Source organism: Allobosea sp. GW821-FHT10B12 (genome assembly GCF_059415545.1).
On sequence record NZ_JBWKNL010000004.1, the window covers coordinates 203491 to 229186 of the forward strand.

Here is a 25696-nt window from a genome sequence, read left to right on the forward strand (position 1 = left end):
TCAAGCCCGAGCATGACGCGGAGTGAGAAAGCGCCCGATCCCTTCCGCCGACGCGACGCCGGTGGCGAAGCAGGCCTGCAGCAGATAGCCGCCGGTCGGTGCCTCCCAGTCGAGCATCTCGCCGGCGATGAATATGCCGGGTAGGCGCTTCAGCATGAAGTCCTCGTCGACCTCGCCAGCTAGGACGCCGCCTGCGGTCGAGATGGCGCGGGCGAGGGAGGCCATTCCGGTCAGTCGCAGCGGCGCGGTTTTGATCAGCTGTGCGAGCGCGTCAGGCTCGGTTGGCAGCGGTCCGCTCGCAGCCTCACGCAGCACAGCCGTCGCGACCGGCGAAAGCCCGGCCGCCTTGCGTAAGTGATTGCTCAGCGTCTCGCCGGGGCGGCGCTTGGTCAGCCGGTTCGCCAGTTCCGGCTCGCTCAGGTCCGGCCGCAGATCGATCGTGAGAATCGCTTCGCCGTCACGGGCGATCGCCTCGCGCAGCGGACCTGACAAGGCGTAGACCGCACCACCCTCGATGCCAGCAGCATCGATCATCGCCTCGCCGAGAACGCGCTGTCCGGCGAAGCTCAGTGCGATCCGCTTCAATGGTAAGCCGGCAAATTTATCCTGCATCAGCGCCGACCACGCAGCAGTGAAGCCTGCATTGGCCGGACGTAAGGGCGTGATAGCGATTCCCTTCCGTTCCAGCAGGTCGACCCAGGAGCCATCAGCGCCGAGCCGCGGCCAGCTCGCCCCGCCGAGCGCCAGCAGGGTCGCGCGCGGCTTCACGATCTCCTCGCTGCCATCACGAACCGTGAAACGCAGCGCGTCGTTCTCGTCCCATCCCGTCCAGAGCCGCCCTGCATGCAACTGGACGCCGAGCCCGTCGAGCCGTGCCAGCCAGGCACGCAGCAGCGGCGAGGCCTTCATCGCCTTGGGGAAGACGCGCCCGCTCGACCCGATGAAGCTCTCCGCTCCCAGCTCATCGGCCCAGTCGCGCAGGGCCTGCGGGGGGAAGGCACGGATCGCCGGCTCCAGCCAGGCGCGCGCGTCGCTATAACGGGCGAGAAGGGCGTCGAGCGGTTCGGAATGCGTCAGGTTGAGTCCGCCACGGCCGGCGAGCAGGAACTTGCGCGCCGGCGAGGCCATGCGCTCGTAGATCGCGACCTTGTGGCCAGCTTTCGCCAACCGTTCGGCCGCGATCAGCCCGGCCGGGCCGGCGCCGATGATGGCGACGTCGGGTTCGTTCAATTGCCGAACACGGTGTTGAGCTGGCTGCCGACCATGATGAAGGTGGTGCGCTTCGGCATCTCCTTGAGCCGGACTGCGCCGATATAGGTCATCGCCGAGCGCACCCCGCCCATGATCTCCTGCATCGTGCCCTCGACCGGGCCGCGATAGGGCACCTCGACGGTCTTGCCCTCGGAAGCCCGGTATTTGGCGACGCCGCCGGAATACCGCTTCATCGCCGTGTCCGAGGACATGCCGTAGAAGACCATCGTGACCGGCACTTTCTCGCCGTCCTGGGTTTCGTAGCGGATCTCGCCCTCGCATTCGTCATGGCCGGCGAGCATGCCGCCCATCATCACGAAGTCGGAGCCGCCGCCATAGGCCTTGGCGACATCGCCCGGCACGGTCAGTCCGCCATCGCCGCAGACCAGGCCCTTCAGGCCATGGGCCGCGTCGGCGCATTCGATGATCGCCGAGAGCTGCGGATAGCCGACGCCGGTCATCTTGCGTGTGGTGCAGACCGAGCCCGGGCCGATGCCGACCTTGACGATATCGGCGCCGGCCAGGATCAGCGCCTCCGTCATGTCGCCGGTGACGACGTTGCCGGCCATGATCGCCGCATTCGGGAAGGCCTCGCGCGTCGCCTTGACCGTGTCGACGAATTTCTCGGTGTAGCCATTGGCGACGTCGAGGCAGATCTTGTCGATCGGCGCCTTGGCATGCACCGCTTTCAGCTTGTCATGGTCGGAATCGGTCGTGCCCAGCGAATAGAAAGCGTTGGCCGAGCCGGGCTCCTTGAAGAAGGCAATCAGCTCGTCGGCATCGTAATGCTTATGCAAGGCGACCATGGCGCCGTGCTTCAAGAGGGCGCGCGCCATCGCCATGGTGCCGACCACGTCCATGTTCGCGGCGATCAGCGGAAAGCCGGTCCATTCGCGGCCGGTATGTGCGAAGCGGAAGCTCCGGTTGACGTCGACTTCGGCGCGGCTGCCGAGCGTCGAGCGCTTCGGGCGGATCAGCACGTCGCGGAAGTCGAGTTTCGGATCGTTCTCGATGCGCATGACAAAAGCTCCGGCAGCTGGCGCAGACGGTTGAAAAGCGCACGCGGCGTGAGGGAGCGTGCCGGGATTCATAGCCGCTCGAACCCTTGGGAGCAATGCGCGGGATGCGGTGGGAGTTCCCGGCGAAAGAAACTTTAGCAGTCTCTAAAGTTTTCTCTGGACAGGGTGCTCGCCTCGCGATACTTAAGCGTATGCTTCACCAATCTGATCAACTCGATCTCATGTTCCAGGCGCTGGCGGATCCGAACCGGCGGCAGATGGTGCAGCGGCTCTGCGAGGGGCCGGCGAGCGTCAGCGAGCTCGCGGCGCCGCTCGAGATGACGCTGTCGGCGGTGGTGCAGCATCTGTCGGTTCTGGAAGGAGCTGGGCTGGTGCGTACGCAGAAGATCGGGCGGGTCCGCACCTGCCAGCTCGACACGCAGGCGCTGCGCGCGGCGGAGCGCTGGATCAGCGAGCGCCGCGCCCTCTGGGAGAGGCGCTTCGACCGGCTCGGCGCTTTCCTCGCCGAGCAGGACCAAAATTTGAAGGAGGACGGAGCATGACCGAACGGAGCGCCGTCCACGCCGATTTCACCATCGAGCGCCGCTACGAGGCGAGCCCGGCCCGCGTCTTCGCCGCCTTTGCCGATCCCGTCGCGAAAAGGCGCTGGTCGGCCTGCCATGACGAGGACGGCCAGGGCGAGCACAGCCTCGATTTCCGCGAAGGCGGCTTCGAGACGATGCGCGGTGCGCCCGGGCCGGGCAGCATCTATGCGATGCGGGCGATCTATCTCGAGATCGTGCCGCGCGAGCGCATCGTCTATTCCTACGAGATGTTCCGGGACGAATTGCGTCTCTCGATTTCGCTGGTGACGCTGGAGTTCCGCGGCGAGAGCGCCGGCACCCGCCTCGTCTTCACCGAACAGGCCGTCTTCCTCGACGGCCATGATGATCCCAAGGCGCGCGAGCAGGGCACCGGCATCGGCTTCGACCGGCTCGCCGAGGAGTTGGCGCGGGAAGCCGCTCCCGCCTGATCCATCTCATCGGTTTCGATCACTTCAACCCGCGCCGACCCGGCCGCAGGAAGGACCAGTCATGTCTTTGACGCTTCATTTCCACCCGCTCTCCTGCTTCTGCCAGAAAGCGCTGATCGCGCTTTACGAGAACGACACGCCGTTCACGCCCAGGCTGGTGAATTTCGGCGATCCGGGCGAGCGCGCCGATTTCTCCAAGCTCTGGCCGATCGGCAAATTCCCGCTGCTGGAAGACGGCGCCAAGCTGGTGCCCGAAAGCAGCGTGATCATCGAGTATCTCGCCCAGCATCATCCCGGTTCGCAGCGGATGATTCCGGCCGATCCGGTCGAGGCGCTCGAAGTCCGCCGGCTCGACCGGCTCTTCGACAGCTATGTGACGCATCCGATGCAGAAGATCGTGCTCGATCGCATCCGGCCGGCTGACGGCAAGGATCCTCTCGGCGTCGATGAAGCCAGAGAGATGCTGAAGCGCGCCTATGGTGTGCTCGAAGCCGAGCTCGACGGCCGGACCTGGGCCGCCGGCGAGAGCTTCAGCATGGCCGATTGCTCGGCTGGGCCGGCACTGTTCTATGCCGAGCGCTGCGTCTCCTTCCAGGGCGGCTTTCCGAACCTCGCCGCCTATTTCGAGCGCTTGCGGACAAGGCCCTCCTTCGCCCGGGTGCTGGCCGAGGCGGAGCCCTTTTTCCAGTTCTTCCCGCGCAATCCCGGCGATGCCGAGCTCTCCCGCTAGCCCGGGTTCGTCCCCTCTCATCATCATCGAAAGGAAAAACCATGACCGCCAATCCCGTCGTCCATGCCAGCTTCACCATCGAGCGCAGCTATGCCGCCTCGCCCGCCCGCGTCTTCGCCGCGTTTTCCGATCCCGCCCAGAAGCGGCGCTGGTTCGTCGAGGGCGAGGGCTGGGAGGTCGAGCAGTTCGATGCCGATTTCCGTGTCGGCGGCCATGAGCGCAGCCGCTTCCGCTTCCAGGGCGGCCCGCCGATCACCAACGACACCGTCTACCAGGTGATCCAGCCGAACGAGCGCATCATCCTCGCCTACGCCATGGCGATCGACGGCGCGCCGCTTTCGGGCTCGCTGCTGACGATGGAGTTCGTCCCCGAGGGCAGCGGTACCAGGCTCGTCTTCACCGAGCAGGGCGCCTATCTCGACGGCAAGGACGGCCCGATCCATCGCGAGGAGGGCTCGCGCGAATTGCTGGAAGCGCTGGCGAAGATGCTCGGTGAGCCCGCCAACACGGCAGCGTGATGCCCCGTTCCGGCTGAATGGACACCAATTCATTCAGCCGCAGTTCATCCCCGGCCGGCTAACCGGCATTCTGGCGGCATCCGAACCGGGAAAACCCGGCGGGTGCCGCTTCCGATGTCGCGATCCGGGGGGATCTCTCGACTGTGCTGAAGGCCGTCGATCCGAACACCGTGCCTGCCGGCCCGCCATCCGATTGGCAGGTCACCAAGAGCTTCGCTCGTCTCACGGGCGGCTTCTGGCGCGGCGGCACGGCCGGCCGGGCCTGGTTCTGGTCGGTTGCGCTGGCGAGCGCGATCATCCTCTCCGTCTTCGCCAACGTCACCGTCAACCGCTGGAACGGCTGGTTCTTCGACGCGCTCGAGAAGAAGGACGGCGAGAGCGCGCTGATCGCCATGGCGGTCTTCCCCGTGCTGGTGCTGATCGCTGCCGGCCTCGGCGTCGTCATCCTGGTTTCGCGCGAGACCTTCCAGGTCCATTGGCGCGCCTATGTCACCGGCAAGCTCGCCGATGGCTGGATCGGCGAGCGCCGCTTCTACAGGCTCGGCCTCTCCGGCTACGAGCCCGCCAATCCGGAATACCGCATCGCCGACGATGTCCGCTGGGCGACCGAGCCGGTGGTCGATTTCGCCATCGGCCTGCTCTCGGCCGTCATCACCGCGATCACCTTCATCGGCATCCTCTGGTCGATCGGCGGCTCGCTCAGCGTCGAGATCCGTGGCGTCGCCTTCGAAATTCCCGCCTATATGGTGCTGGCCGCGATCGTCTATGCCGTTCTCGTCTCCAGCCTGATCACCTGGGTCGGCCGGCCGCTGCCGCGCCTGATCGCCGCCCGCAACGAGGGCGAGGCGCGCCTGCGCTTTTCGCTGATGCGCATCCGCGACCATGGCGAGACGATCGCGCTCTCACGGGCCGAGACCGGCGAGCGCCGCGCCGTCGCCGCGACCTATGACACGCTGGTGACGCGCTGGCTCGCCATGATCCGCCAGCGTGGCCGTCTGACCTGGATCACCAATGGCAGCGGCGCCCTGGTGCCGGTGGTGCCGCTTTTGCTGGCGGCGCCGAAATATCTCTCGGGCGAGATGTCGCTCGGCGACGTCGTCCAGGTCGCCGCCGCCTTCGTCGCCGTGCAGAACGCCTTCAACTGGGTGCTCGACAACTTCATGCGCATCGCCGAATGGCTGGCCTCGGCCCGGCGCGTCAACGAGCTCGCCGTGGCGCTTCATGCGATCGAGGACGGTGCGGCCGAGAGCGACATCGCCGTCCTGGCCAGCGAGGATGGCGGCCTGCGGCTTGACGAGCTCACCCTGACCGATCGTGACGGTCGCACCTTGCTCGCCGATTTTTCGACGGTTCTGCCCGCCGGCGCGACGCTGCATGTCGCCGGCGAACTCGGCCATGGCAAGGCCGCCCTGATCCAGGCTGTCGCGGGCTTGTGGCCCTGGGGCCGTGGCGCGGTGGCGCTGCCGGACGAGGCGCGCATCGCCGTGCTGCCGCAGCATCTGCATCTCTCGGAGGGCAGCCTGCGCGCCGCGCTAGACCCGATCGGCGGCCATAGCGACGAAGAGGCGTCCGGGGCGTTGCGGCATTATGGCCTCTCCGGCCTTGTGCCGCAGCTGGATCTGGCGCGCGACTGGGACAAGGCGCTGACCACCGGCGATCGCCAGCGCCTCGCTCTGGCCCGGACCGAACTGGCGGCGCCCGACATCCTCGTGCTCGACGAGGCCACCAGCGGTCTCGAAACCGAAGCGGCGCTCGACCTGCTGTCGCGGCTGCGGGCGGCGCGGCCGCAGGCGGTGATGCTGCTGATCGGCCAGAGCCCTGGCTTCGCTGAGGCCGCCGACCATCACATCACCATGCGCCGGGCCGGTGGCGTCGCCCGCATCGCCTCGTCCGACATCGCGCGTGCCGCTGCGCTCGCCGAAACCGGTGCAGGCTGACGTTCAGGCGCAGTTCAGGACGTTTTCCATCCAATGCCGGGCAACCTTCCCGGCCCTTTCCGACACGGAGCCAACGGCATGTTGAACATCTGGGACGTCTATTGGGGCCTGCGCGTCGAGCAATGCCCCTGCGACGTGCATTTCGTCGAATGGCTGGAAGAGCAGGGCCTGACCGAGAAGCGCATCTATCATTTCGGCACTGGCGGCCATCACTATGTCGGCATCCGCTGCGCCGAGCCGGAGCTGAACAGCACGGTGCTCGGGATCACCGCCTCGCCCAAGGAATACGAGGCCTTCGTCAAGCTCGCGATCGAGAATCCGACGATCACCAAGACCTATTCGGCCTATTTCGGCGACATCTACACCAGCAATGCCCGGTTTTTGCCGCGCTTCGACATCGTCACGCTGTTCCACTCCTGCGAGTTCCGCAGCGAGAAGAACGATGCCTATGGCGCGCTGACCGACCTCGAAGTGATGCAGCTCTTCACCGACCAGACCGATGCCGGCGGCTACATCCTGTTCTATACCGGCTCCTTCGCCTATGAGGCGGCGAAGCCGATCATCGCGGATTGGGCCAAGTCGCGCCCTGTCGAGGAGGTCGGCGAGTTCAAGACGCTGCGGGTCTTCCGCAAGAGCCGCTGATCAGGCGAGCAGGCCGAGCCCGGGGCGTAAGCCCTCGAGCAGTGCCTGCCGGAACAGGGCGATTGGCCGCGCCAGCCGCCCGGCCGGCGGCCGGTGCAGCAGCCATGACCTTACGCGCGGCCGGAAATCGGGTGCGTCGATGATCTCGACTGCGTCGCGCCATGGGCTGTCCTGGAGCGCGGCGGGCGTGACGACGCCGATGCCGTGGCCGCGCGCGACCAACGACAGGCGCAGATCGGCGCTGAGTGCCTCTACGCCGACCTGGAAGTTGAGATGCGCGGCCTCGAATTGCTGGCGGATGGAGGCGCGGAAGCCGCAGCCATTGGCGTTCATCACCCAAGGGTAGCTCGACAGCATGGCAAGATCGGCCGGCCGCGGGACCTTCAGCGCCGGCGCCGCGACGAGCAGCACCTCCTGCGGGCCGAGATCGTCGCAGGAGAGGCCATCCGGCGGGGCAAGCCCGTCGGCGAGGCAGAGCGCGGTCGCGTCGAGCTCGTTGCGCAGGGTCTGTTCGAGCAGCTGCGGCGACCAGCCCATGGTGATGCGCAGCGTCAGCTCCGGAAAGGCGGCACGCAACCGGTCGAGCGGCACCGCCAGCGCGGCCTCTGATAGATAGGGCATGATCCCGAGCCGGAATTCGCCGCGAAGCTGGCCTTCGGGCGCGACGCCCGCCTTCAGATCGGCGACCGAGCGCAGCACGCGCAGGCCCTGCTCATAGGCCTCGCGCCCGGCATTGGTCGGCCGCAGCGGCTTCGATTGCCGGTCGAGCAGGGCCGCGCCGAGGCTATCTTCCAGGTTCTGGATGCGCCGGGTGACGCCGGGCTGCGTCAGGTTGAGCCTCGCCGAGGCGCCGATGATCGAGCCGGTCTCGACGACAGCGAGATAGGCTTCCAGGTCGCGCAGGTTCATAGCAGTCCCGCATAATCATTATAGTGACAATCGATTTGTAGCATAATGCTCAAGGAGAATAAAGTTTTCCGGCGATATGCGAGTCCATATGTCGGAGCTGTCACCGTGTCCGCCCAAGATCAGGCTCTCTGCCAATCCCTGCCGAAGGCGCCCGAGGAGCACGGGCTATCAGCAGCGCTCATCTTGCTGTTCGCCGTCGCAGTCGGCGTGATCGTCGCCAACCTGTTCGCGCCGCAGACATTGGTCGGGGCGATCGGCGCGAGCTTCGGCCTGTCGGAAGCGGCTAGCGGCCTCGTCGCGATGGCGCCACTGCTGGGCTATGCGGCGGGCCTCATCCTCCTGGTGCCGCTCGCCGATCTCGTCGAGAACCGCGCGCTGGTTTTGCGCATGCTGGTTTGCGCGATCCTCGCCGCCGCGCTGGCCGCTGTCTCGCCAGGTCTACCGGCGCTGCTTATCCTGATGGTCGCCCTCGGCTCCGCCTGTTCCGCCATCCAGATTCTGGTGCCGATTGCGGCGGCGATGGCGGCTCCCGCCCGGCGCGGCGCTGTGATCGGCGATGTGATGAGCGGTCTGATGGCCGGCATCCTGCTGGCGCGGCCGCTTGCCAGCCTCATCACCGATGCCTGGGGCTGGCGTGGCTTCTATGTCGTCAGCGCCGGGGCCATGGCGCTGCTGGCCTTCGTCCTTGCCGGCAACCTGCCCCGCCGCCGGCCGGAAGCACGGGTGAGCTATCCCTCTCTCATCGCCTCGCTCTGGCATCTCTTGCGGCAGGAGCCGGTGCTGCGCCGGCGGGCGTTCTCGGCGGCGCTGGTCATGGCGAGCTTCAGCCTGATCTGGACGGTCGTGGCCCTGCGCCTCGTCCAGCCGCCCTTCCTGCTCGGCCAGCGCGGCATCGCCCTGTTCGCCCTGGTCGGAGCCGGCGGAGCATTGGCGACGCCACTGTTCGGGCGCTTTGGCGACCGTGGCTGGACCCGGCCTGCAACCCTGACGAGCCATCTGCTGCTGCTCGGAGCGCTGGCGCTGCTCGGCTGGGCCGGGACGAGCGAGCATATCGCAATGCCGGTCGCCCTTGCCGGGCTCGGCCTCGGCGTCTTCCTGCTCGATATCGGCGTCACCGGCGACCAGACGCTCGGCCGCCGCGCGGTCAACCTGCTGCAGCCGGAGGCGCGCGCCCGGCTGAACGGGCTGTTCGTCGGCATTTTCTTCCTCGGCGGGGCCCTCGGCTCGGCTCTGGCCGGGCTGAGCTGGGCCTGGGGCGGCTGGCTCGGTAGCTGTGGCGTTGCGGCTGTCTTCGGGCTGCTGGCGCTGCTCGTCGGCCGGCGTAGCTAGCGCGCCGGCTTGTGCATTGTGGCGATTGGCGCTAGCTCTCGGCCGTCGATCCCCACGAACCAAGGAGGGCTGCGTGATCACGTTCTTTCGTCACCATCGTCAGCGCGGCCCCGTTCAGGCCCTGCAAGCCGGCTTGCAGGGCTGACCGCCCAGGCGATCCCTTAGGTTCTCGTCCAGGTCTGCCCTTCGTGAGGGCGTAGCGTCTTCGAGCCCGGAGCTCGGTCAGCTGCGTCCATCCCCTCATCGAGCCAGGCGTTCCGCATTCGTGATGCTCGGGGCAAGGACCTCGGCCGAATGACGGCGCGCGGCTCGGGCAGTTTCGAGACCGACCATGACTTTGATCACCCTGCGCAATCTCGGCGTCACGCTGGGCGCTCCGCTCTTTTCTGACCTTTCCCTCTCTCTCGTTGCCGGCGATCGCCTCGGCCTCGTCGCCGCCAATGGCCGCGGCAAGTCGACGTTGCTGCGCTGCCTCGTCGGCTCTCTTGAGCCGTCCGCCGGCGAGATCACCCGCTCGCGCGGCTTGCGCATCGGCCATGTCGAGCAGGATGCCCCGGCGCAATTGCTGGAGCAGCCCGTCGATCAATTGCTGCTCGACCAGTTGCCGGCCGACCAGCGCGAGAGCGAGCATTGGCGTGTCGAGGTCGCCCTCGACACGCTGTCCGTGCCGACGGAGCTGCGCCGGCGCCTGCTGGGGCAATTGAGCGGCGGCTGGCAAAGGCTTGTCCTGCTCGCCCGCGCCGGCATCGCTGAGCCGGATCTGCTGCTGCTCGACGAGCCTACGAACCATCTCGATCTCGCCCGCATCGGCCTGCTGGAAAGCTGGCTCGCCGCCCTGCCGCGCGACATGGCGGTGATCTTGTCGAGCCATGACCGCGCCTTCCTCGATGCGGCCACCAACCGGACGCTGTTCCTGCGCCAGGAGCGTTCGCAACTGTTCGCGCTGCCCTATTCGCCGGCCCGCATCGCGCTGGACGAGACCGACGCGGCGACAGCGCGCCAGCACGAGCGCGACCTGAAAACCGTCCAGCAGATGCGGCGGCAGGCGGCCAAGCTGAACAATATCGGGATCAATTCGGGCAGCGATCTCCTGCTGAGCAAGACCAAGCAGCTCAAGCGCCGGGCCGACGAGCTCGAAGCTTCGGCGCGTCCGGCCCATCGCGAACGCTCCGCCGGCGCGATCAGGCTCGCCAGCAGCGCGACGCATGTGCGGGCGCTGGTCGAGCTCGACGACGTCGCGGTCGAGACGCCGGATGGGCGGTTGCTGTTCCGAACGGGCAAGCGCTGGATCAGCCCGGGCGATCGTATCGTGCTGCTCGGCCTGAACGGCGCCGGCAAATCGCGCTTCATCGCGATGCTCCACGCCGCCATTCTCGGCCAGGAGCAGGCAGGCATCCGGGCGACGCCATCGCTGGTATTGGGCTACGCCAGCCAGAGCCTGGCCGAACTGCCCGATCGCGACACGCCGCATGGGCTGATCAGCCGGTGCTTCGATGTCGGCGACCAGCCGGCCCGCGGCCTGCTCGCCGGCGCCGGCATCGCGATCGATCGCCAGACCGGTCCGATCGGCGCGCTTTCGGGCGGGCAGCGGGCACGGCTCGCCATGCTGGTGCTGCGCCTCGCCCGGCCGAATTTCTACCTGCTGGACGAGCCGACCAACCACCTCGACATCGAGGGGCAGGAGGCGCTGGAGGCCGAGCTCACCGCTGGCGAGACCAGCTGCCTCCTCGTCTCGCATGATCGCAGCTTCGTCCGGGCCGTCGGCAATCGCTTTTGGCGGATCGACCGGCGGCGGCTGGTCGAGGTCGACGACCCCGAGGCCTTCTTTCGTGAGGCGATGGAGGCGGAAGACTGATCGCCCTGTCTTGACGGTCATGAAGCGGCCGGCGCGTCTTGCGCCGGCCTCATGGCGCGCATTCGCCGCGCTGTCCCGTCTTGTGCATCGCGGTGGAGGCGCTATCTGTCGGGTCCGGCCGCTAGGCCAGCCGCCAGCAACCCGCCTTGCCCGCCGCAGCCGTGCGCGGGCGCAACCCGACAAGAGTGCTGATGTCGTTTGGCCCGCACGAGCCAGGAATGCCGCTGCGCAGGCGCAGCCGCTGGTGGTGGCTCGGCCCGCTCGCCTCTTCGGTGATCTTCGTCGCCTCGCTGGTGGTGCTCTATTACATCGTCCGCGAGATCGAGCCGGGCGAGCTCGCCCGCGCCTTCGCCAATGCCAGCCAGCGCCAGCTCCTGCTGGCACTCGGCTTCACCGCGCTGAGCTATCTCCTGCTCACCGGCTATGACGCGGTGGCGCTGCGACGGCTGGGCCTGTCGATCCCTTATCGCACGACGGCGCTCGCCTCCTTCACCAGCTATTCCGTCGCCTTCACCCTCGGCTTCCCGATCGTGACCGGCGGCACCGTGCGCTACTGGATCTACTCGGCCAAGGGCGTGCGCGCCTCGGAAGTGGCGAGCCTCACGGTGATCGCCGGCCTGACCTTCTGGCTCGGCCTCGGCATGATCCTCTGCGCCAGCCTGTTCTACGCAACGGAGTCGGTCGCGCAGCTGGCGCGCACCTCGCCGCTGGTGGTGCAGGCCGTCGGCGCGGCCGTGGCGCTCGGCACGGCCGGCTATCTCTTCTGGGTCGCGACCGGCGAGCGCACCTTGCGGGTCAGCGGCTGGAACCTGCCGCTGCCCGGCCTTGGCGTCACGCTGACTCAGATGCTGCTCGGCGCCGCCGAGGTCTGCGCCGCCGCCGCCGTGCTCTATGTGCTGCTGCCGGGCGGGCACAACCTGCCCTATGAGAGCTTCCTGGCGGCTTACATCTTCGCCTGCTTGATCGGCATCGCCAGCCATGCGCCGGGCGGGCTCGGCGTCTTCGAGGCGACCATGCTGATCGCGCTCAGCCGCCTGCCCTTCGAGCAGGTGCTGGGCGCGCTCCTGCTCTTTAGGATCATCTACTACATCCTGCCCTTCATCCTGGCGCTGGTGCTGCTGGCGCTGAACGAGATGATCCGGCGCATCCGGCGGCACGAACGCTAGACCAGCCGTCAGCTCTCGCCGCCATTGGCGAGATATTCCTTCGCCGTCAGCACGATCTTGCGGTCGGTCTCACCGATCGCCTCCTCGTCCTTGCCCTTGTAGGGCACGGCGTGGAGCACATGGCGGATCGCGTTCAGCCTTGCGCGGAACTTGTCGTTGGCGCGGATGATGGTCCAGGGCGCATGCTCGGTCGAGCTCTGCGCCAGCATCTCCTCGAAGGCGTCCGAATAGTCGTCGAAACGCGGGAGTGCCTCGAAGTCGATCGGCGACAGCTTCCAGCGCTTGAGCGGATCGTGCCAGCGCGCATGCAGCCGGCTCATCTGCATCTCCTGGCCGATGGTCAGGAACAGCTTGACCATCCTGACCCCGTCATGGGTCAGCATGCTCTCGAAGACCGGCGCCTCGCGCAGGAACTCCTTGGCCTGATGGGACGTGGAGAAGCCCATGACGCGCTCGACGCCGGCGCGATTGTACCAGGAGCGATCGAAGAACACGATTTCGCCGGCCGTCGGCATCTGCGCCGCATAGCGCTGGAAATACCATTGCCCCTTTTCGGTGTCGGAGGGCTTCGACAGGGCGACGATCCGGGCCTGGCGCGGATTGAGATGCTGGGTGAAGCGGGCGATCGCGCCGCCCTTGCCGGCCCCGTCCCGTCCCTCGAAGACGATGACGATGCGCTCGCCCTTGTCGCGTGCCCAGGCGAGCAGCTTCAGCAATTCGATCTGCAGCGGCTCGAGCTCCTTCTCGTAGAGCTTGCGCTTGTATTTGCGGTGATAGGGGAAGCCGCCGCTGGCAAAGGCCTTGTCATCAATCTCCTTGGGAAGCGCCTCGGCCTCGATGTCGAAGGCGAGCTTGCTATGGCTCGCCTTGCCGTTTTTGCCCGCCTTGATGCCATCAGAAGCCTTCTTCGCCATCGCATTCATCTCCTTCATCGAGCCCGAGGCTAAAGCCTGCGATGCAGGAAGGGAATTGCGTTGCGGCATCGCTCCGGCCTAAGAGGCCTCGCCGCAGATCACGTATCGGAAGGCAGGAGCCGCATGCACGCTTTGGTCGACCCAAAGGCGCCGGTCACGGCGGCGCTGATCGAGGCCATCGGCGTTCCCGCCGTGCTGCTCGACCCGCAGGGCGTGATCCAGGCGCTGAGCCCGACGGCGCCGGCCCTGGTCGCGGCGCTCGCCAAGGGCAAGCCGCTTGCTCTGGTGATGCGCGATCCTGATCTGATCGACGCGATCGAGCAGGTCTCGCGCCATGGCGGCCGCCGCGCCGTCGAATTGATCGAGCGCGTGCCGGTCGAGCGCACCTTCCGCATCCACATCGCGGCGCTGGCCGGCAGTGGCTGGCGCCGGGCAGTGCTGCTGACCTTCGAGGATCTCAGCGAGCAGCGCATGACCGAGCGCATGCGCGTCGATTTCGTCGCCAATGCCAGCCACGAATTGCGCACCCCGCTCGCCTCCGTGCTCGGCTTCATCGAGACGCTGCAGGGGCCGGCCCGCAATGACGCTGCCGCGCGCGACCGCTTTCTGGCGATCATGCGCGAGCAGGGCCTGCGCATGGCGCGCCTCGTCGACGATCTGCTCTCGCTCTCGCGCATCGAATTGCGCGCGCATCTCGCGCCGGAGACGCCCGTCGATCTCTCCAGCATCGCCCGCGAGATCCTGGACTCGCTCGTGCTGATGGCGCGCGAGCGCGAGGTGACGCTGAAGCTCGACGTACCGCAGCAGCCCGTCACCGTCGCCGGCGACCGCGACGAATTGCTGCGGCTGATGGAGAACCTGGTCGAGAACGCGATCAAATACGGCCAGCGCGGTGGCGAGGTCGACATCACCGTCGGGGTTTCCGGCGACGAGGTGAGCCTCAGCGTACGGGATGACGGACCAGGGATCGCGCCCGAGCACCTGCCGCGCCTGACCGAGCGCTTCTATCGCGTCGACACCGCCGCCAGCCGCGAGGCCGGCGGCACGGGACTTGGGCTCGCCATCGTCAAGCACATCGTCTTGCGCCATCGCGGCCGGCTGACGATCGAGAGCGTGGTCGGCCGGGGCGCGACCTTCCGGGCGGTCCTACCGCGCCTGCCCGAGTCGAGCCGTTAACGATTTGTGACGACGGCGGGTGCGCTTTCATGACTATGTGTCATCCAGCTGTCATATAGCCGGTGTTCTAGCAGGGCCGCTGCACTTGCGATCCAGAGAGGACATCTGATGCGCAAACTTCTCATTCTCACGGCCGCTGCCATCGGTCTGACGGGCGCTGCCCAGGCCGCCGACATCACCGGCGCCGGCGCGACCTTCCCCTTCCCGATCTATTCGAAGTGGGCCGAGGCCTACAAGAAGGAGAGCGGCGTCGGCCTGAACTACCAGTCGATCGGCTCGGGTGGCGGCATCCGCCAGATCAAGGCCAAGACCGTCGCCTTCGGCGCCACCGACGCGCCGCTCAAGGGCGAGGAGCTGACCAAGGACGGCCTGATCCAGTTCCCGACCGTGATGGGCGGCGTCGTTCCGGCGGTCAACATTGCCGGCGTCGAGCCAGGCAAGCTCAAGCTCTCGGGCGAGCTGATCGCCGAGATCTATCTCGGCAACATCAAGAAGTGGAACGATCCGAAGATCGTTGCGCTGAACGGCGACCTCAAGCTGCCCGACGCCAACATCAACCCGGTCTACCGTTCGGACGGCTCGGGCACGACCTTCGTGTTCACCGACTACCTCTCCAAGGTCTCGGCCGACTGGAAGTCGAAGATCGGCACCAACACGGCCGTGCAGTGGCCGGTCGGCATCGGCGGCAAGGGCAATGAGGGCGTCTCCGCCTCGGTCAAGCAGGTCGCCAATTCGATCGGCTACGTCGAATACGCCTACGCCAAGCAGAACAAGCTGGCCCACGCCCTCGTCAAGAACGCCGACGGCAACTTCCCGGCGCCGGACGACAAGGCCTTCCAGGCCGCTGCCGCCAACGCCAACTGGAACGAGGCTCCCGGCTTCGGCATCTCGCTGAACAACCAGAAGGGCGCCCAGGCCTGGCCGATCACCTCCGCCACCTTCCTGCTCGTGCACGCCAAGCCGGAGAAGCCGGAAGAGGTGCAGGCCGCGCTGAAGTTCGTCGACTGGGCCTATAAGAGCGGCGACCAGCTCGCCCTCGACCTCGACTACGTGCCGCTGCCGGCCAACGTCAAGGATCAGGTCCGCAACGCCTGGAAGGGCGTCACCGATCCGGCGGGCAAGCCGATCTTCTGATCGCTCCCGCACGACGACAACGGAGCGGGGGCCGGCTACCGGCCCCCGCTTCATGACGACCAGAGTATCGTTTCGCCCCGATAGTCGCCTTACGAGACCGGAGTAACCACGGATGTCTGCCGTGACCGATCAGTTCGCCGCGCCGAGCGCGCCGGTGCGCAAGACCCCGATGGGGACCTTCGATCTCATCTTCCGCAATGCCAGCTTCCTGGCGGCCCTGTTCGTGCTGGTGCTGCTCGCCGGCATCATGCTCTCGATGGTCATCGGCGGCTGGCCGGCCTTCCGCGAGTTCGGCCTCGGCTTCCTCACCTCCAGCGTCTGGGACACCCAGAACGAGCAGTATGGTGCCTGGCCGGCGATCGTCGGTACGCTCTCGACCGCGCTGATCGCGCTCGTCGTCGGCGTCCCGCTCTCGCTCGGCATTGCCGTCTTCCTGACCCAGCTGGCGCCACCCTGGTTCAAGCAGCCGGTCTCGACCGCGATCGAGCTCCTCGCCGCCGTGCCCTCGATCATCTATGGCATGTGGGGGCTGTTCGTCTTCGCGCCGCTCTTTGCGGCCTATGTCCAGATCCCGCTCTCGAACATCGTCGAGGGCATGCCGATCGTCGGCACCATCCTGTATTCGCGCTCGCCCTCGGGCCTGGGCATCCTGACCGCCGGGATCATCCTGGCCTTCATGATCATCCCCTTCATCGCCTCGATCACCCGCGACATGCTCGACCAGATCCCGTCGGTGCTGCGCGAGAGCGCCTATGGCATCGGTGCGACGACCTGGGAGGTCGTGCGCCACGTCCTGGTGCCGCAGGCTGGCGTCTCGATCATCGGAGCGATCATGCTCGGCCTCGGCCGCGCGCTCGGCGAGACCATGGCGGTCACCTTCGTCGTCGGCAACGCCAACCGGCTTTCCGGCTCGATCATGGATCCCGGCTCGACCATCGCCTCGCGCATCGCCAACGAGTTCAACGAGGCGCTCGGCCTGCAGCTCAATTCGCTGATCGCGCTCGGCTGCATCCTGTTCTTCGTCACCTTCGTCGTCCTCGTGATCGCGCGCATCCTCGTCTCGCGCGTCAAGTCGTTCTGAGCGGGAGCCGATCATGAGCCTGACGACCCCCTCCACCGCCCGCCCGTTGCCTGAGGTCACCTGGGGCCGCGTTCGCCAGTCGCGCCGCACCGCCGACCGGCTGATGAAGGTCACGGCTACGACCTTCACCCTGCTCGCCATCTTCGTGCTGTTCTGGATCCTCGGCATGCTGGTCGTGAAGGGCCTTGGCGGGCTCTCCGCCGCGACCTTCACCCAGATTACGCCCGGGCCCGGCTCCGAGGGTGGTGGCCTCGCCAACGCCATCGTCGGCTCGGTCGTGCTGACTTTCCTCGGCATCGTCGTGGCGACGCCGATCGGCGTGCTGGCTGGGACCTATCTCGCCGAGTACGGCAAAGGCTCGAAGCTCGCCGACCTGATCCGCTTCATCAACGACATCCTGCTCTCGGCGCCCTCGATCCTGATCGGCCTCTTCGTCTACGTGATCATGGTCGAGCCGTTCCGCGGCTATTCCGGCTGGGCCGGCGGCGTCGCGCTCGGCATCATCGCGATCCCGGTGATCGTGCGCACCACCGAGGACATGTTGCGCCTCGTACCCGGTCCGCTCCGCGAGGCCGGCTCGGCGCTTGGCGCTCCGCCTTCCGTGGTCATCACCTCGATCACCTGGCGGGCGGCGAAGTCCGGCATGGTCACCGGCATCCTGCTGGCGCTGGCGCGCATCGCCGGCGAGACCGCGCCGCTGATCTTCACCGCGCTGAACAACAATTTCTGGTTCTCGCCGAACCTGCTCGGCGGCGTCTCCAACCTGCCGGTGACGATCTACCAGTTCGCCTCCGCCCCTTACGAGAACTGGCAGCAGCTCGCCTGGGCGGGGTCGCTGATCATCACGATCTCAATCCTCGTGCTTTCCATCATCGCCCGGCGCATCGTGCGCGGCGGCAAGTAATCAGCGTCCGATCGGAAGGACCATGCAGATGCTCTCGACCCTGGAACTGAGCCCGCAAACGCTGGACGCCGACGCTCCCGTCCGCATCGCCGTCAAGAACCTCGATTTCTACTACGGCGAGCACAAGGCGCTGAAGAACATCAACCTCGACTTCCGCGACCGCCACGTCACGGCGCTGATCGGCCCCTCGGGCTGCGGCAAGTCGACTCTGCTGCGCATCTTCAACCGCATCTATTCGCTCTATCCCGAGCAGCGGGCCACCGGCGAGATCATCCTCGACGGCCGCAACGTCATCTCGAACGATATCGACGTGAACGAGCTGCGCTCGCGCATCGGCATGGTCTTCCAGAAGCCGACGCCCTTCCCGATGTCGATCTACGACAATGTCGCCTTCGGTATCCGCCTCTACGAGAAGCCGCCGAAGTCTGAGCTCGACGACCGCGTGGAGGGCGCGCTGCGCCGCGCCGCGCTCTGGGATGAGGTCAAGGACAAGCTCAAGAGCTCCGGCATGGGTCTCTCCGGCGGCCAGCAGCAGCGCCTGTGCATCGCCCGCACCATCGCGCAGAAGCCCGAGGTGATCCTGTTCGACGAGCCGACCTCGGCGCTCGACCCGATCTCAACCGGCAAGATCGAGGACCTGCTCGAGCAGCTGAAGACCGATTTCACCATCGTCATCGTCACCCACAACATGCAGCAGGCGGCGCGCATCTCGCAGTACACCGCCTTCATGTATCTCGGCGAGGTGATCGAGTTCGACGCCACCAACACGATCTTCATGAACCCGCACAAGAAGCAGACGCAGGACTACGTCACCGGCCGGTTCGGCTGACGTCCTGAAATCGTCGGCCAGCTCTGAAGGATACGCCCATGTCCGACCATATCGTCCGCTCCTACGACGCCGATCTCGAGGGCCTGCGCCGCAGCCTCGCCGAGATGGGCGGCATGTCCGAGCGCATGCTCGGCGACTCCACCGTCGCGCTGGTGCGCCGCGACACCGCGCTCGCCCAGAAGATCATCAGCGCCGACCAGCGCCTCGACAATCTCCAGCGTGAGGTCGAGGAGAAGGCGGTGCTCACCATCGCCCGACGCCAGCCGCTCGCCAACGACCTGCGCGAGCTGATCTCGGCGATCCGCATCGCTGCCGACATCGAGCGCGTCGGCGACCTCGCCAAGAACATCGCCAAGCGCGCCGTCGCGATCTCCGGCCAGTTCTCGCCGCCGCATCGTGCTGTCGTCGGGCTCGAGCATATGAGCCGCCTGGTCCAGGCGCAGCTCAAGGACGTGCTCGACGCCTATGCCGCCAGCAACGAGCAGAAGGCGATGGAAGTCTGGCGCCGCGACGACGAGATCGATGCGCTCTACACCTCGCTGTTCCGCGAACTCCTGACCTACATGATGGAGGATCCGCGCAACATCACCTTCTGCACGCACCTCCTGTTCTGCGCCAAGAATGTCGAGCGCATCGGCGACCACACCACCAACATCGCCGAGACCATCCATTACCTCGTCACCGGCCAGTCCATGGACGAGAGCCGGCCGAAGCTCGACACCACCAACATCCTCGTCGACCTGCCGGCGGCCAATGGCTGAACCGGCGGGCGGCGCGCTTTCCGTGCAGCCGGAACCGGCTGAACGATCAGAATTTGCGCAACTAAAGAGTTGGAGCATGTTCTGATCGCAAAAGTGGTTTCCACTTTTGCGGAACAGGCTCCGAGCGAAAGCGAGACGCAATGCCTGCACGCATCCTGATCGTCGAGGACGAGGAGCCGCTCACCCTGCTCCTGCGCTACAATCTCGAGGCCGAGGGCTTCGAGGTCGACAGCGTGGCGCGGGGCGACGACGCCGAATTGCATCTGCGCGACCATACGCCGGATCTCGTCCTGCTCGACTGGATGCTGCCCGGCCTCTCCGGCATCGAGCTCTGCCGGCGCCTGCGCACGCGCCGCGACACCGAGCGGGTGCCGATCATCATGCTGACCGCCCGCGGCGAGGAGACCGAGCGCGTGCGCGGCCTCGCCACCGGTGCCGACGACTATGTCGTCAAGCCGTTCTCGCTGCCCGAACTGATCGCCCGCATCCAGGCGCTGCTGCGCCGCGCCAAGCCCGGCCATGTCGCCGGCCTGCTCGCGGCCGGCGATCTCGAGCTCGACCGCACGACCCGTCGCGTCCGTCGCGCCGGCGCCGAACTGCATCTCGGCCCGACCGAGTTCCGCCTGCTCGAATTCCTGATGCAGGCGCCAGGCCGCGTCTATTCGCGGGCGCAACTGCTCGATGCGGTCTGGGGCCGCGACGTCTACATCGACGAGCGCACCGTCGACGTCCATGTCGGGCGGCTGCGCAAGGCGATCACCCCGGCCAATTCCAAGGACCCGCTGCGCACCGTGCGCGGCGCCGGCTACGCCTTCGACGAGACTTTTGCCCGCGGCTGACAGCCTCCGTCAGCGCGGCGCGGCGACGATGACCGCCGCGCCGGCGAGGCAGAGCGCGGCGCCGGCAAGATCGTAGCGATCCGGCGGCACCTTCTCGACCAGCGCCATCCAGGTCAGCGACGTCACGATGTAGACGCCGCCATAGGCGGCAAAGGCGCGCCCGGCCGCGGGGCTGTCGGCCAGGGTCAGCAGCCAGGCGAAGGCTGCGAGCGCCAAGACGCCCGGCAGCAGCCACCAGACCGGCTTGTCGAGTTTAAGCCAGGCCCAGAAGGCAAAGCAGCCGGCGATTTCCGCCAGCGCCGCTCCTGCATAGATCGCGAAGGTCGCCATGTCGGTGCCTATGATCGCGGTGCGCAAGCCGTGGCCAGCCTGGCGAAAACCGGGCGATAGGCTTCGGAGGCCAGCGGCGTCAGCGCCTCGGCCTCGCCGAACGTGAACCAGCGGATCTCGCTGTGCTCGTCATTGGCGATCTTGGGTTCGCCGCCGGCCCATTCTGCGACCACAAACAGATGCCAGAGCGCGGGCGTGACGCCATCCGTCTCGGTTGTCTCGATGGTCTCGGCATGGCGAAAGGCTGTCGCCGCGATGCCGAGCTCCTCCTGCAGTTCGCGAACGAGGGCAGCCTCGATGGCCTCGCCCGGCTCGACATGGCCGCCAATGGTGTCCCAGCAGGACGGCCGATTTCGCCGATGCGGAGCCCGCAGGCCCAAGAGAACGCGCTGTCCCTTCAGCGGTAACGCGCAGGCGTATTCGATCGGCTTCATCATCTCCCCTTGAGGCTCGGTCTTCGATCGTGCCGGCTGGACGCCAATGCGCGGTTCCCGCAGACTATCAGCCATGCGCTTCACCAGATGGGACTATCTCGCATTTCCCTTTCTCGCCGCGCTGCTGATTGGCGTCGGCTACGGCGCGCTTCGTCTCGTCGGCTTCTTCGGGCTCGGCATACTCGGTCTGGTGATCGGCTTCATCGCGGTGCGGATGGATCTGGAGCGGGATGGCGGGCCTGAGCAGTTCAAGGCCAGGGATCGCATGTCGCGCGCCGAGAAAGCTTCTGATGACGCCGAAAAGGCCTCGCGGCTGCAGCCACTCTTCGTGGCGCAGGTGGTCGCGGCGGGCTTCGTCATCCTGGGCTTCGGCTTTCATTTCCTGCTCTGAGCCGGGCCTTCCCTGGAAACAGAAAAGCCGGCCTTTCGGCCGGCTTTCACATTCTTGCCGCGACGCTGCCAGGCTCAGGCGCGGATCGCCCTGCGGTCGCGGCGGCGGTCGGCCGCCGGCTGGTAGGCGATACGGGCATGGTAGGCGCAATAGGGCAGGCCGGTCGCGCTGCGGCCGCCGCAGAAGCGGAACTCCGGTGAGGTCGGATCGCCCATCGGCCAGCGGCACATGTATTCGCGCAGCTCCATGATGGTGACCCGCTCGGAGAACGGCACGACCACGTCTTCGGACGGGGCCGGTGCGCGTGCGACCTGCGCCTCGGCTTCGATCTCGGGCGAAAACTGCGGGGCGAGCGCGGTGTTGCCACGGGTCAGCCCGGCACTGCCGTTGCTGTGATGACCGGCCGGGTGGCTCGGCGGGCGCGCCGCCGGTTTGCGCGGACGCGGCGTGGCCGAGCCCGGGCTCTTGGCCCGGCCCGAAAGGCCGAGGCGATGCACCTTCCCGATGACGGCGTTGCGCGTGACATTGCCGAGCTCGGCGGCGATCTGGCTCGCGCTCAGGCCGTCATTCCAGAGCTTCTTGAGCAGTTCGACGCGTTCGTCGGTCCAGGCTCCGGCTTCGGTCATGGAGTTGCACCTGTCTTCGTCATGCCTTACCGGCAAGCCGGTGCGGCATAGGGAGAGATCATGGCGGAATCCGATACCGGCAGCGTCCGTGGTTGAACGGAAGCCGTTACGCCCGGAACTGACGATACTGGAGACGCCGCACGAGATGTCGTATCTGACGAAGAAGACCATACAAGATGGCCTGACTCGGCCACAAGAGTCGCCGAATCCTAATTCGGCTTTTCCCCAGCCAATCACTGCAGACGGCCGCCCGGTGAGTCTAATTGGCAACGCTGCCGCGAGAGCCGGATCCGATCAGGGTGGCACACCCTGGTCGGTGAATCCGTCTCTCACTTTTAGAATGGAGACCGCTTTATCCCAACGGCTTGCGGAGCAAGGCCGTTGGGACGGGCTCCAGGTCAGCCGCAATTGACAGGGCCGGGCCGGTTTTGCATAGTCACATCACGCAGCCGCCCCCAAGGGCGGCGCTTATGTTTTTGAGCGATCGGGATTTTCCTTCGATGCGGCTTGACGCGCGACGAGACGGCGGGAACGGCCAGCGACGATAATGTCGCCGGCGGGTCGCATCATGCCGGCATCCTGCCGCTTGCGTCCCGCACTGCCGTTCCCGGCCTGAGATTCCGCGCTTTCTCCCTGTCTCGCCGCAAGGATTTCGCTCCATGAGCACCGCTTCCTCCGTTCTCCTGCCGACCTATGCCCGTGCCCCGATCGCCCTCGAGCGTGGCGAAGGAGCCTGGGCGATCACCGCCGATGGTACGCGCTATCTCGATTTCGGCGCCGGCATCGCCGTCAACTCGCTCGGCCATGCCCATCCGCATCTGGTCGAGGCGCTGACTGCCCAAGCGCAGCGCATCTGGCACACCTCAAACCTCTACACGATGCCCGAGGGTGAAAAGCTGGCGCGCCGGCTCTGCGAGGCGACCTTCGCAGAGCGCGTCTTCTTCACCAATTCGGGCGCCGAGGCGAACGAATGCGCGATCAAGATGGCGCGCAAATACCACGCCGCGAAGGGCCATCCCGAGCGCTACCGGATCGTCACCTTCGAGGGCGCCTTCCATGGCCGCACGCTCGCGACCATCGCCGCCGGCGGCCAGCAGAAATATATCGACGGCTTCGGCCCGAAGGTCGATGGCTTCGACCAGGTGCTCTTCGACGACGAGAAGGCGCTGAAGGCGGCGATTACGCCCGAGACGGCTGCGCTGATGATCGAGCCGATCCAGGGCGAAGGCGGCCTGCGCTCGGTGCCGATGCGCTTCCTGAAGCTGCTGCGCGAGCTCTGCGACGAGCACGGGCTGATGCTGATCTTCGACGAGATCCAGACCGGCGTCGGCCGCACCGGCAAGTTCTTCGCCTATGAGCACAATGGCGTCGCCCCCGACATCATGTCGATCGCCAAGGGCATCGGCGGCGGCTTCCCGATGGGGGCGTGCCTTGCCACTGAAGAAGCGGCCTCCGGCATGACGCTCGGCACCCACGGCACCACCTTCGGCGGCAATCCGCTCGCCATGGCGGTCGGCAATGCCGTGCTCGACGTCATCCTGGCGCCGGGCTTCCTCGATCACGTCCAGAAGACGGCGCTGCGCCTGCGCCAGTCGCTGGCCCAGCTCAAGGATCAGCATCCGCAGGTGATCGAGGAAATCCGCGGCGAGGGCCTGATGCTCGGCCTCAAGCTCAAGACCCCGAACACCGATTTCGTTGCCCAGGCCCGGGCCGCCGGCCTGCTCGTGGTCGCGGCCGGCGACAATGTCGTGCGCCTGCTGCCGCCCTTGATCATCGGCGAGAGCGAAGTGGCCGAGGCGGTGGCCCGGCTGGACAAGGCGGCGGGCGCGGTCGAGGCGGAACTCGCCCGGCCGGCGGCGGAGTGAGCATGATGTCTGCGACGCGTCACTTTCTCGATCTCTCGGATTTCTCAGCCGGCGAATTGAGGTCGATCCTCAAGGCCGGCGAGGAGATCAAGGCCCGCCGGCGCACGCCCGCGGCCGCCGGCGACCGCCTGCTCGAAGGCAAGGTCATCGCCATGATCTTCGAGCAGCCCTCGCTTCGGACCCGCGTCTCCTTCGACGTCGGCATCCGCGAGCTCGGCGGCTCGCCGATGATGGTGACCGGCCAGGAGATCGAGCTCGGCGAGCGCGAGACCATCGCCGACACCGCCCGCGTGCTGTCGCGCTATGTCGATGCGATCATGATCCGCATGCTCGATCATGACGCCGTGGTCGAGATGGCGAAATACGCCACCGTGCCGGTGATCAACGGCCTGACCAAGCGCCAGCATCCCTGCCAGGTCATGGCCGACGTCATGACCTTCGAGGAGCGCAAGGGCTCGATCAAGGGCAAGCGCATCGCCTGGACCGGCGACACCAACAATGTCCTGACCTCCTGGGTCCATGCCGCCGGCCGGCTCGATTTCGAGCTCGCCATCGCGACGCCCGAGGAGCTCGCGCCGCCGCCGGCGCTGCTCGACTGGGCCCGCAAGCAGGGTGCCAGGCTGCAATTGACGACCCGGCCCGAAGCCGCGGTCGAGGGCGCCGACTGCGTCATCACCGATTGCTGGGTCTCGATGGGCGACGAGGAAGGCACGCGCCACAACCTGCTGCGGCCCTATCAGGTCGACGAGCGCCTGCTCGGCCGCGCCGAAAAGGATGCGATCTTCATGCACTGCCTGCCGGCCTCGCGCGGCGAGGAAGTGACCGATCAGGTCATGGACGGTCCGCAATCGGCTGTGTTCGATGAGGCCGAGAACCGGCTGCATGCCCAGAAGGGCATCCTGGCCTGGTGCTTCGGCGGAGTGGCTGCCTGATGGCCGAGACCGTGACAGCGGCAGCACCCGACGACCGGGTGCTGCCCTTCGCCGTGCCGGCGCTCGACGTGCGGGGCCGGGTCGTCAGGCTCGGAACCTCGCTCGATCAGGTCCTCGCGCGGCATCACTACCCTGAACCCGTTTCGCGCGTCCTGGCCGAGGCCGCGGCGCTGACCGTCATGCTCGGCACGACCCTCAAGGGTGAGGGCCGCTTCCAGCTCCAGACCAAGAGCGACGGTCCGATCTCGATGCTGGTCGTCGATTTCAACGCCCCCGACAACTACCGGGCCATGGCGCGCTATGACGCCGACCGGCTGGCGGCGGCGATCGACGCCGATACGGTCTCGACCGGTGAGCTGCTCGGCAAGGGCCACCTCGCCATGACCGTCGACCAGGGCTCGGAGGCGACGCGCTACCAAGGCATCGTCGCCCTCGATGGCCAGGGGCTCGAGCAGGCCGGCCATCAGTATTTTCGTCAGTCCGAGCAGATCCCGAGCCGTATCCGCCTGGGCGTCGGCACGGTCCTGACCGGTGCCGGCCTTGCCTGGCGCGCCGGCGGGCTGATCGTGCAGTTCATGCCGAACTCGCCTGACCGGATGCGCGCCGCCGACCTCCATCCCGGCGATGCGCCGGAGGGCCACGAGATCCTCGCAGCCGGCGATGATGATGGCATCAGCGACGACGCCTGGACCGAGGCGCGCTCTCTGGTCGAGACGATCGAGCATCACGAATTGCTCGATCCGCTGCTGGAAAGCGAGCAGCTGCTCTACCGACTCTTCCATGAGCGCGGCGCCCATGTCTTCGAGCCCGTCGCGGTGCACGAGGCCTGCCGCTGCTCGCGCGAGCGTGTGCTCGGCATGCTCAGGGGCTTTTCGGCAGACGACCGCAAGGCGATGATCGCCGATGACGGCACGCTCGGCGTCACCTGCGAATTCTGCTCGCGCCGCTACAGCTTCGACCCGGCCGAGGTCGAGGTGGAGATCTCGGCGGGGCAATAAAGGGCCCGGCGTCATGCTCGCCCTTGTGGCGAGCATCCACGTCTTGAACACAGCCCTCACGCATTGAAGCGAAGGCGTGGATGGTCGGGACAAGCCCGACCATGACGGTACTCA

27 protein-coding genes are annotated in these 25696 nt (G+C 66.9%); 20 read left to right on the top strand and 7 right to left on the bottom strand.

Features of this window, described 5'->3' with window-relative positions; genetic code table 11:
* Nucleotides 1-1230, bottom strand: coding sequence for a BaiN/RdsA family NAD(P)/FAD-dependent oxidoreductase (locus AC07O0_RS15585; RefSeq protein ID WP_494624603.1), 1230 nt, complete (start codon nucleotides 1228-1230; stop codon nucleotides 1-3).
* Nucleotides 1227-2270 carry a GMP reductase gene (locus AC07O0_RS15590; RefSeq protein WP_494624604.1) on the bottom strand — a complete coding sequence of 348 codons (1044 nt, stop codon included), beginning with the start codon at nucleotides 2268-2270 and terminating at the stop codon, nucleotides 1227-1229. The genes AC07O0_RS15585 and AC07O0_RS15590 overlap by 4 nt, the downstream gene beginning before the upstream one ends.
* A gap of 191 nt (nucleotides 2271-2461) precedes the next feature.
* Here AC07O0_RS15590 and AC07O0_RS15595 point away from each other — a divergent pair, with 191 nt between their 5' ends.
* From AC07O0_RS15595 to AC07O0_RS15620, 6 genes are all read left to right on the top strand, one after another.
* Nucleotides 2462-2812, top strand: coding sequence for an ArsR/SmtB family transcription factor (locus AC07O0_RS15595; RefSeq protein WP_494624605.1), 351 nt, complete (start codon nucleotides 2462-2464; stop codon nucleotides 2810-2812).
* Nucleotides 2809-3282, top strand: a complete 474-nt coding sequence (locus AC07O0_RS15600; protein ID WP_494624606.1) for an SRPBCC family protein — start codon at nucleotides 2809-2811, stop codon at nucleotides 3280-3282. Before AC07O0_RS15595 ends, AC07O0_RS15600 begins: the two co-directional genes overlap by 4 nt.
* A gap of 61 nt (nucleotides 3283-3343) precedes the next feature.
* Nucleotides 3344-4012 carry a glutathione S-transferase family protein gene (locus tag AC07O0_RS15605; protein ID WP_494624607.1) on the top strand — a complete coding sequence of 223 codons (669 nt, stop codon included), beginning with the start codon at nucleotides 3344-3346 and terminating at the stop codon, nucleotides 4010-4012.
* A gap of 41 nt (nucleotides 4013-4053) precedes the next feature.
* On the top strand, nucleotides 4054-4530 hold the full coding sequence (locus AC07O0_RS15610) for an SRPBCC family protein (RefSeq protein ID WP_494624608.1): 477 nt from the start codon (nucleotides 4054-4056) through the stop codon (nucleotides 4528-4530).
* Nucleotides 4531-4673: 143 nt separating this feature from the next.
* Nucleotides 4674-6467 carry an ABC transporter ATP-binding protein/permease gene (locus AC07O0_RS15615; RefSeq protein ID WP_494624609.1) on the top strand — a complete coding sequence of 598 codons (1794 nt, stop codon included), beginning with the start codon at nucleotides 4674-4676 and terminating at the stop codon, nucleotides 6465-6467.
* Between the two features lie 78 nt (nucleotides 6468-6545).
* Complete coding sequence (locus AC07O0_RS15620) at nucleotides 6546-7109, top strand: hypothetical protein (RefSeq protein ID WP_494624610.1); 564 nt, start codon at nucleotides 6546-6548, stop codon at nucleotides 7107-7109.
* Here the strand turns inward: AC07O0_RS15620 and AC07O0_RS15625 are convergent, their stop codons facing one another.
* Nucleotides 7110-8018, bottom strand: coding sequence for a LysR family transcriptional regulator (locus AC07O0_RS15625; RefSeq protein WP_494624611.1), 909 nt, complete (start codon nucleotides 8016-8018; stop codon nucleotides 7110-7112).
* A gap of 138 nt (nucleotides 8019-8156) precedes the next feature.
* On the opposite strand from AC07O0_RS15625, the gene AC07O0_RS15630 reads away from it, so the two are divergent.
* The 3 genes from AC07O0_RS15630 (at nucleotide 8157) to AC07O0_RS15640 (ending at nucleotide 12368) form a co-directional block, all read left to right on the top strand.
* Nucleotides 8157-9347, top strand: coding sequence for an MFS transporter (locus AC07O0_RS15630; RefSeq protein ID WP_494624992.1), 1191 nt, complete (start codon nucleotides 8157-8159; stop codon nucleotides 9345-9347).
* A gap of 331 nt (nucleotides 9348-9678) precedes the next feature.
* Nucleotides 9679-11202 (top strand): ABC-F family ATP-binding cassette domain-containing protein, encoded by a 1524-nt coding sequence (locus tag AC07O0_RS15635; protein WP_494624612.1) that lies wholly within the window; start codon nucleotides 9679-9681, stop codon nucleotides 11200-11202.
* Between the two features lie 218 nt (nucleotides 11203-11420).
* On the top strand, nucleotides 11421-12368 hold the full coding sequence (locus tag AC07O0_RS15640; protein ID WP_494624613.1) for a lysylphosphatidylglycerol synthase domain-containing protein: 948 nt from the start codon (nucleotides 11421-11423) through the stop codon (nucleotides 12366-12368).
* An 8-nt stretch (nucleotides 12369-12376) separates the two neighbouring features.
* Here the strand turns inward: AC07O0_RS15640 and ppk2 are convergent, their stop codons facing one another.
* A complete protein-coding gene (gene ppk2, locus AC07O0_RS15645) occupies nucleotides 12377-13291 on the bottom strand; it encodes a polyphosphate kinase 2 (protein WP_494624614.1) in 915 nt (304 codons plus the stop codon).
* 114 nt (nucleotides 13292-13405) lie between these two features.
* Here ppk2 and AC07O0_RS15650 point away from each other — a divergent pair, with 114 nt between their 5' ends.
* The 7 genes from AC07O0_RS15650 (at nucleotide 13406) to phoB (ending at nucleotide 20006) form a co-directional block, all read left to right on the top strand.
* Nucleotides 13406-14458, top strand: a complete 1053-nt coding sequence (locus tag AC07O0_RS15650) for an ATP-binding protein (protein ID WP_494624615.1) — start codon at nucleotides 13406-13408, stop codon at nucleotides 14456-14458.
* A gap of 108 nt (nucleotides 14459-14566) precedes the next feature.
* On the top strand, nucleotides 14567-15592 hold the full coding sequence (gene pstS, locus AC07O0_RS15655; protein WP_494624616.1) for a phosphate ABC transporter substrate-binding protein PstS: 1026 nt from the start codon (nucleotides 14567-14569) through the stop codon (nucleotides 15590-15592).
* Nucleotides 15593-15704: 112 nt separating this feature from the next.
* A complete protein-coding gene (gene pstC, locus AC07O0_RS15660; RefSeq protein ID WP_494624617.1) occupies nucleotides 15705-16673 on the top strand; it encodes a phosphate ABC transporter permease subunit PstC in 969 nt (322 codons plus the stop codon).
* Nucleotides 16674-16686: 13 nt separating this feature from the next.
* Nucleotides 16687-17577, top strand: coding sequence for a phosphate ABC transporter permease PstA (gene pstA, locus AC07O0_RS15665; protein ID WP_494624618.1), 891 nt, complete (start codon nucleotides 16687-16689; stop codon nucleotides 17575-17577).
* 22 nt (nucleotides 17578-17599) lie between these two features.
* Nucleotides 17600-18406, top strand: a complete 807-nt coding sequence (pstB, locus tag AC07O0_RS15670; protein ID WP_442859385.1) for a phosphate ABC transporter ATP-binding protein PstB — start codon at nucleotides 17600-17602, stop codon at nucleotides 18404-18406.
* Nucleotides 18407-18444: 38 nt separating this feature from the next.
* A complete protein-coding gene (phoU, locus tag AC07O0_RS15675) occupies nucleotides 18445-19167 on the top strand; it encodes a phosphate signaling complex protein PhoU (RefSeq protein ID WP_326876601.1) in 723 nt (240 codons plus the stop codon).
* A 140-nt stretch (nucleotides 19168-19307) separates the two neighbouring features.
* Nucleotides 19308-20006, top strand: a complete 699-nt coding sequence (phoB, locus tag AC07O0_RS15680; RefSeq protein ID WP_137883968.1) for a phosphate regulon transcriptional regulator PhoB — start codon at nucleotides 19308-19310, stop codon at nucleotides 20004-20006.
* Nucleotides 20007-20015: 9 nt separating this feature from the next.
* Here phoB and AC07O0_RS15685 read toward each other — a convergent pair whose 3' ends face one another.
* A complete protein-coding gene (locus AC07O0_RS15685; RefSeq protein WP_494624993.1) occupies nucleotides 20016-20336 on the bottom strand; it encodes a YnfA family protein in 321 nt (106 codons plus the stop codon).
* 8 nt (nucleotides 20337-20344) lie between these two features.
* Complete coding sequence (locus tag AC07O0_RS15690) at nucleotides 20345-20770, bottom strand: NUDIX hydrolase (protein WP_494624619.1); 426 nt, start codon at nucleotides 20768-20770, stop codon at nucleotides 20345-20347.
* 73 nt (nucleotides 20771-20843) lie between these two features.
* Between AC07O0_RS15690 and AC07O0_RS15695 the strand changes: the two genes are divergently transcribed.
* Nucleotides 20844-21161 carry a hypothetical protein gene (locus tag AC07O0_RS15695; protein ID WP_494624620.1) on the top strand — a complete coding sequence of 106 codons (318 nt, stop codon included), beginning with the start codon at nucleotides 20844-20846 and terminating at the stop codon, nucleotides 21159-21161.
* Nucleotides 21162-21235: 74 nt separating this feature from the next.
* Here the strand turns inward: AC07O0_RS15695 and AC07O0_RS15700 are convergent, their stop codons facing one another.
* Nucleotides 21236-21787 (bottom strand): GcrA family cell cycle regulator, encoded by a 552-nt coding sequence (locus tag AC07O0_RS15700; RefSeq protein WP_494624621.1) that lies wholly within the window; start codon nucleotides 21785-21787, stop codon nucleotides 21236-21238.
* Nucleotides 21788-22446: 659 nt separating this feature from the next.
* Between AC07O0_RS15700 and AC07O0_RS15705 the strand changes: the two genes are divergently transcribed.
* From AC07O0_RS15705 to AC07O0_RS15715, 3 genes are read left to right on the top strand one after another with little or no spacing between them, the layout of a single operon-like run.
* Complete coding sequence (locus AC07O0_RS15705) at nucleotides 22447-23652, top strand: aspartate aminotransferase family protein (RefSeq protein ID WP_494624622.1); 1206 nt, start codon at nucleotides 22447-22449, stop codon at nucleotides 23650-23652.
* Nucleotides 23653-23654: 2 nt separating this feature from the next.
* Nucleotides 23655-24584, top strand: coding sequence for an ornithine carbamoyltransferase (gene argF, locus AC07O0_RS15710; protein ID WP_494624623.1), 930 nt, complete (start codon nucleotides 23655-23657; stop codon nucleotides 24582-24584).
* Nucleotides 24584-25582: an Hsp33 family molecular chaperone gene (locus AC07O0_RS15715; RefSeq protein WP_494624624.1), complete on the top strand. Its 999-nt coding sequence runs from the start codon at nucleotides 24584-24586 to the stop codon at nucleotides 25580-25582. Before argF ends, AC07O0_RS15715 begins: the two co-directional genes overlap by 1 nt.
* Nucleotides 25583-25696 lie beyond the last annotated feature (114 nt).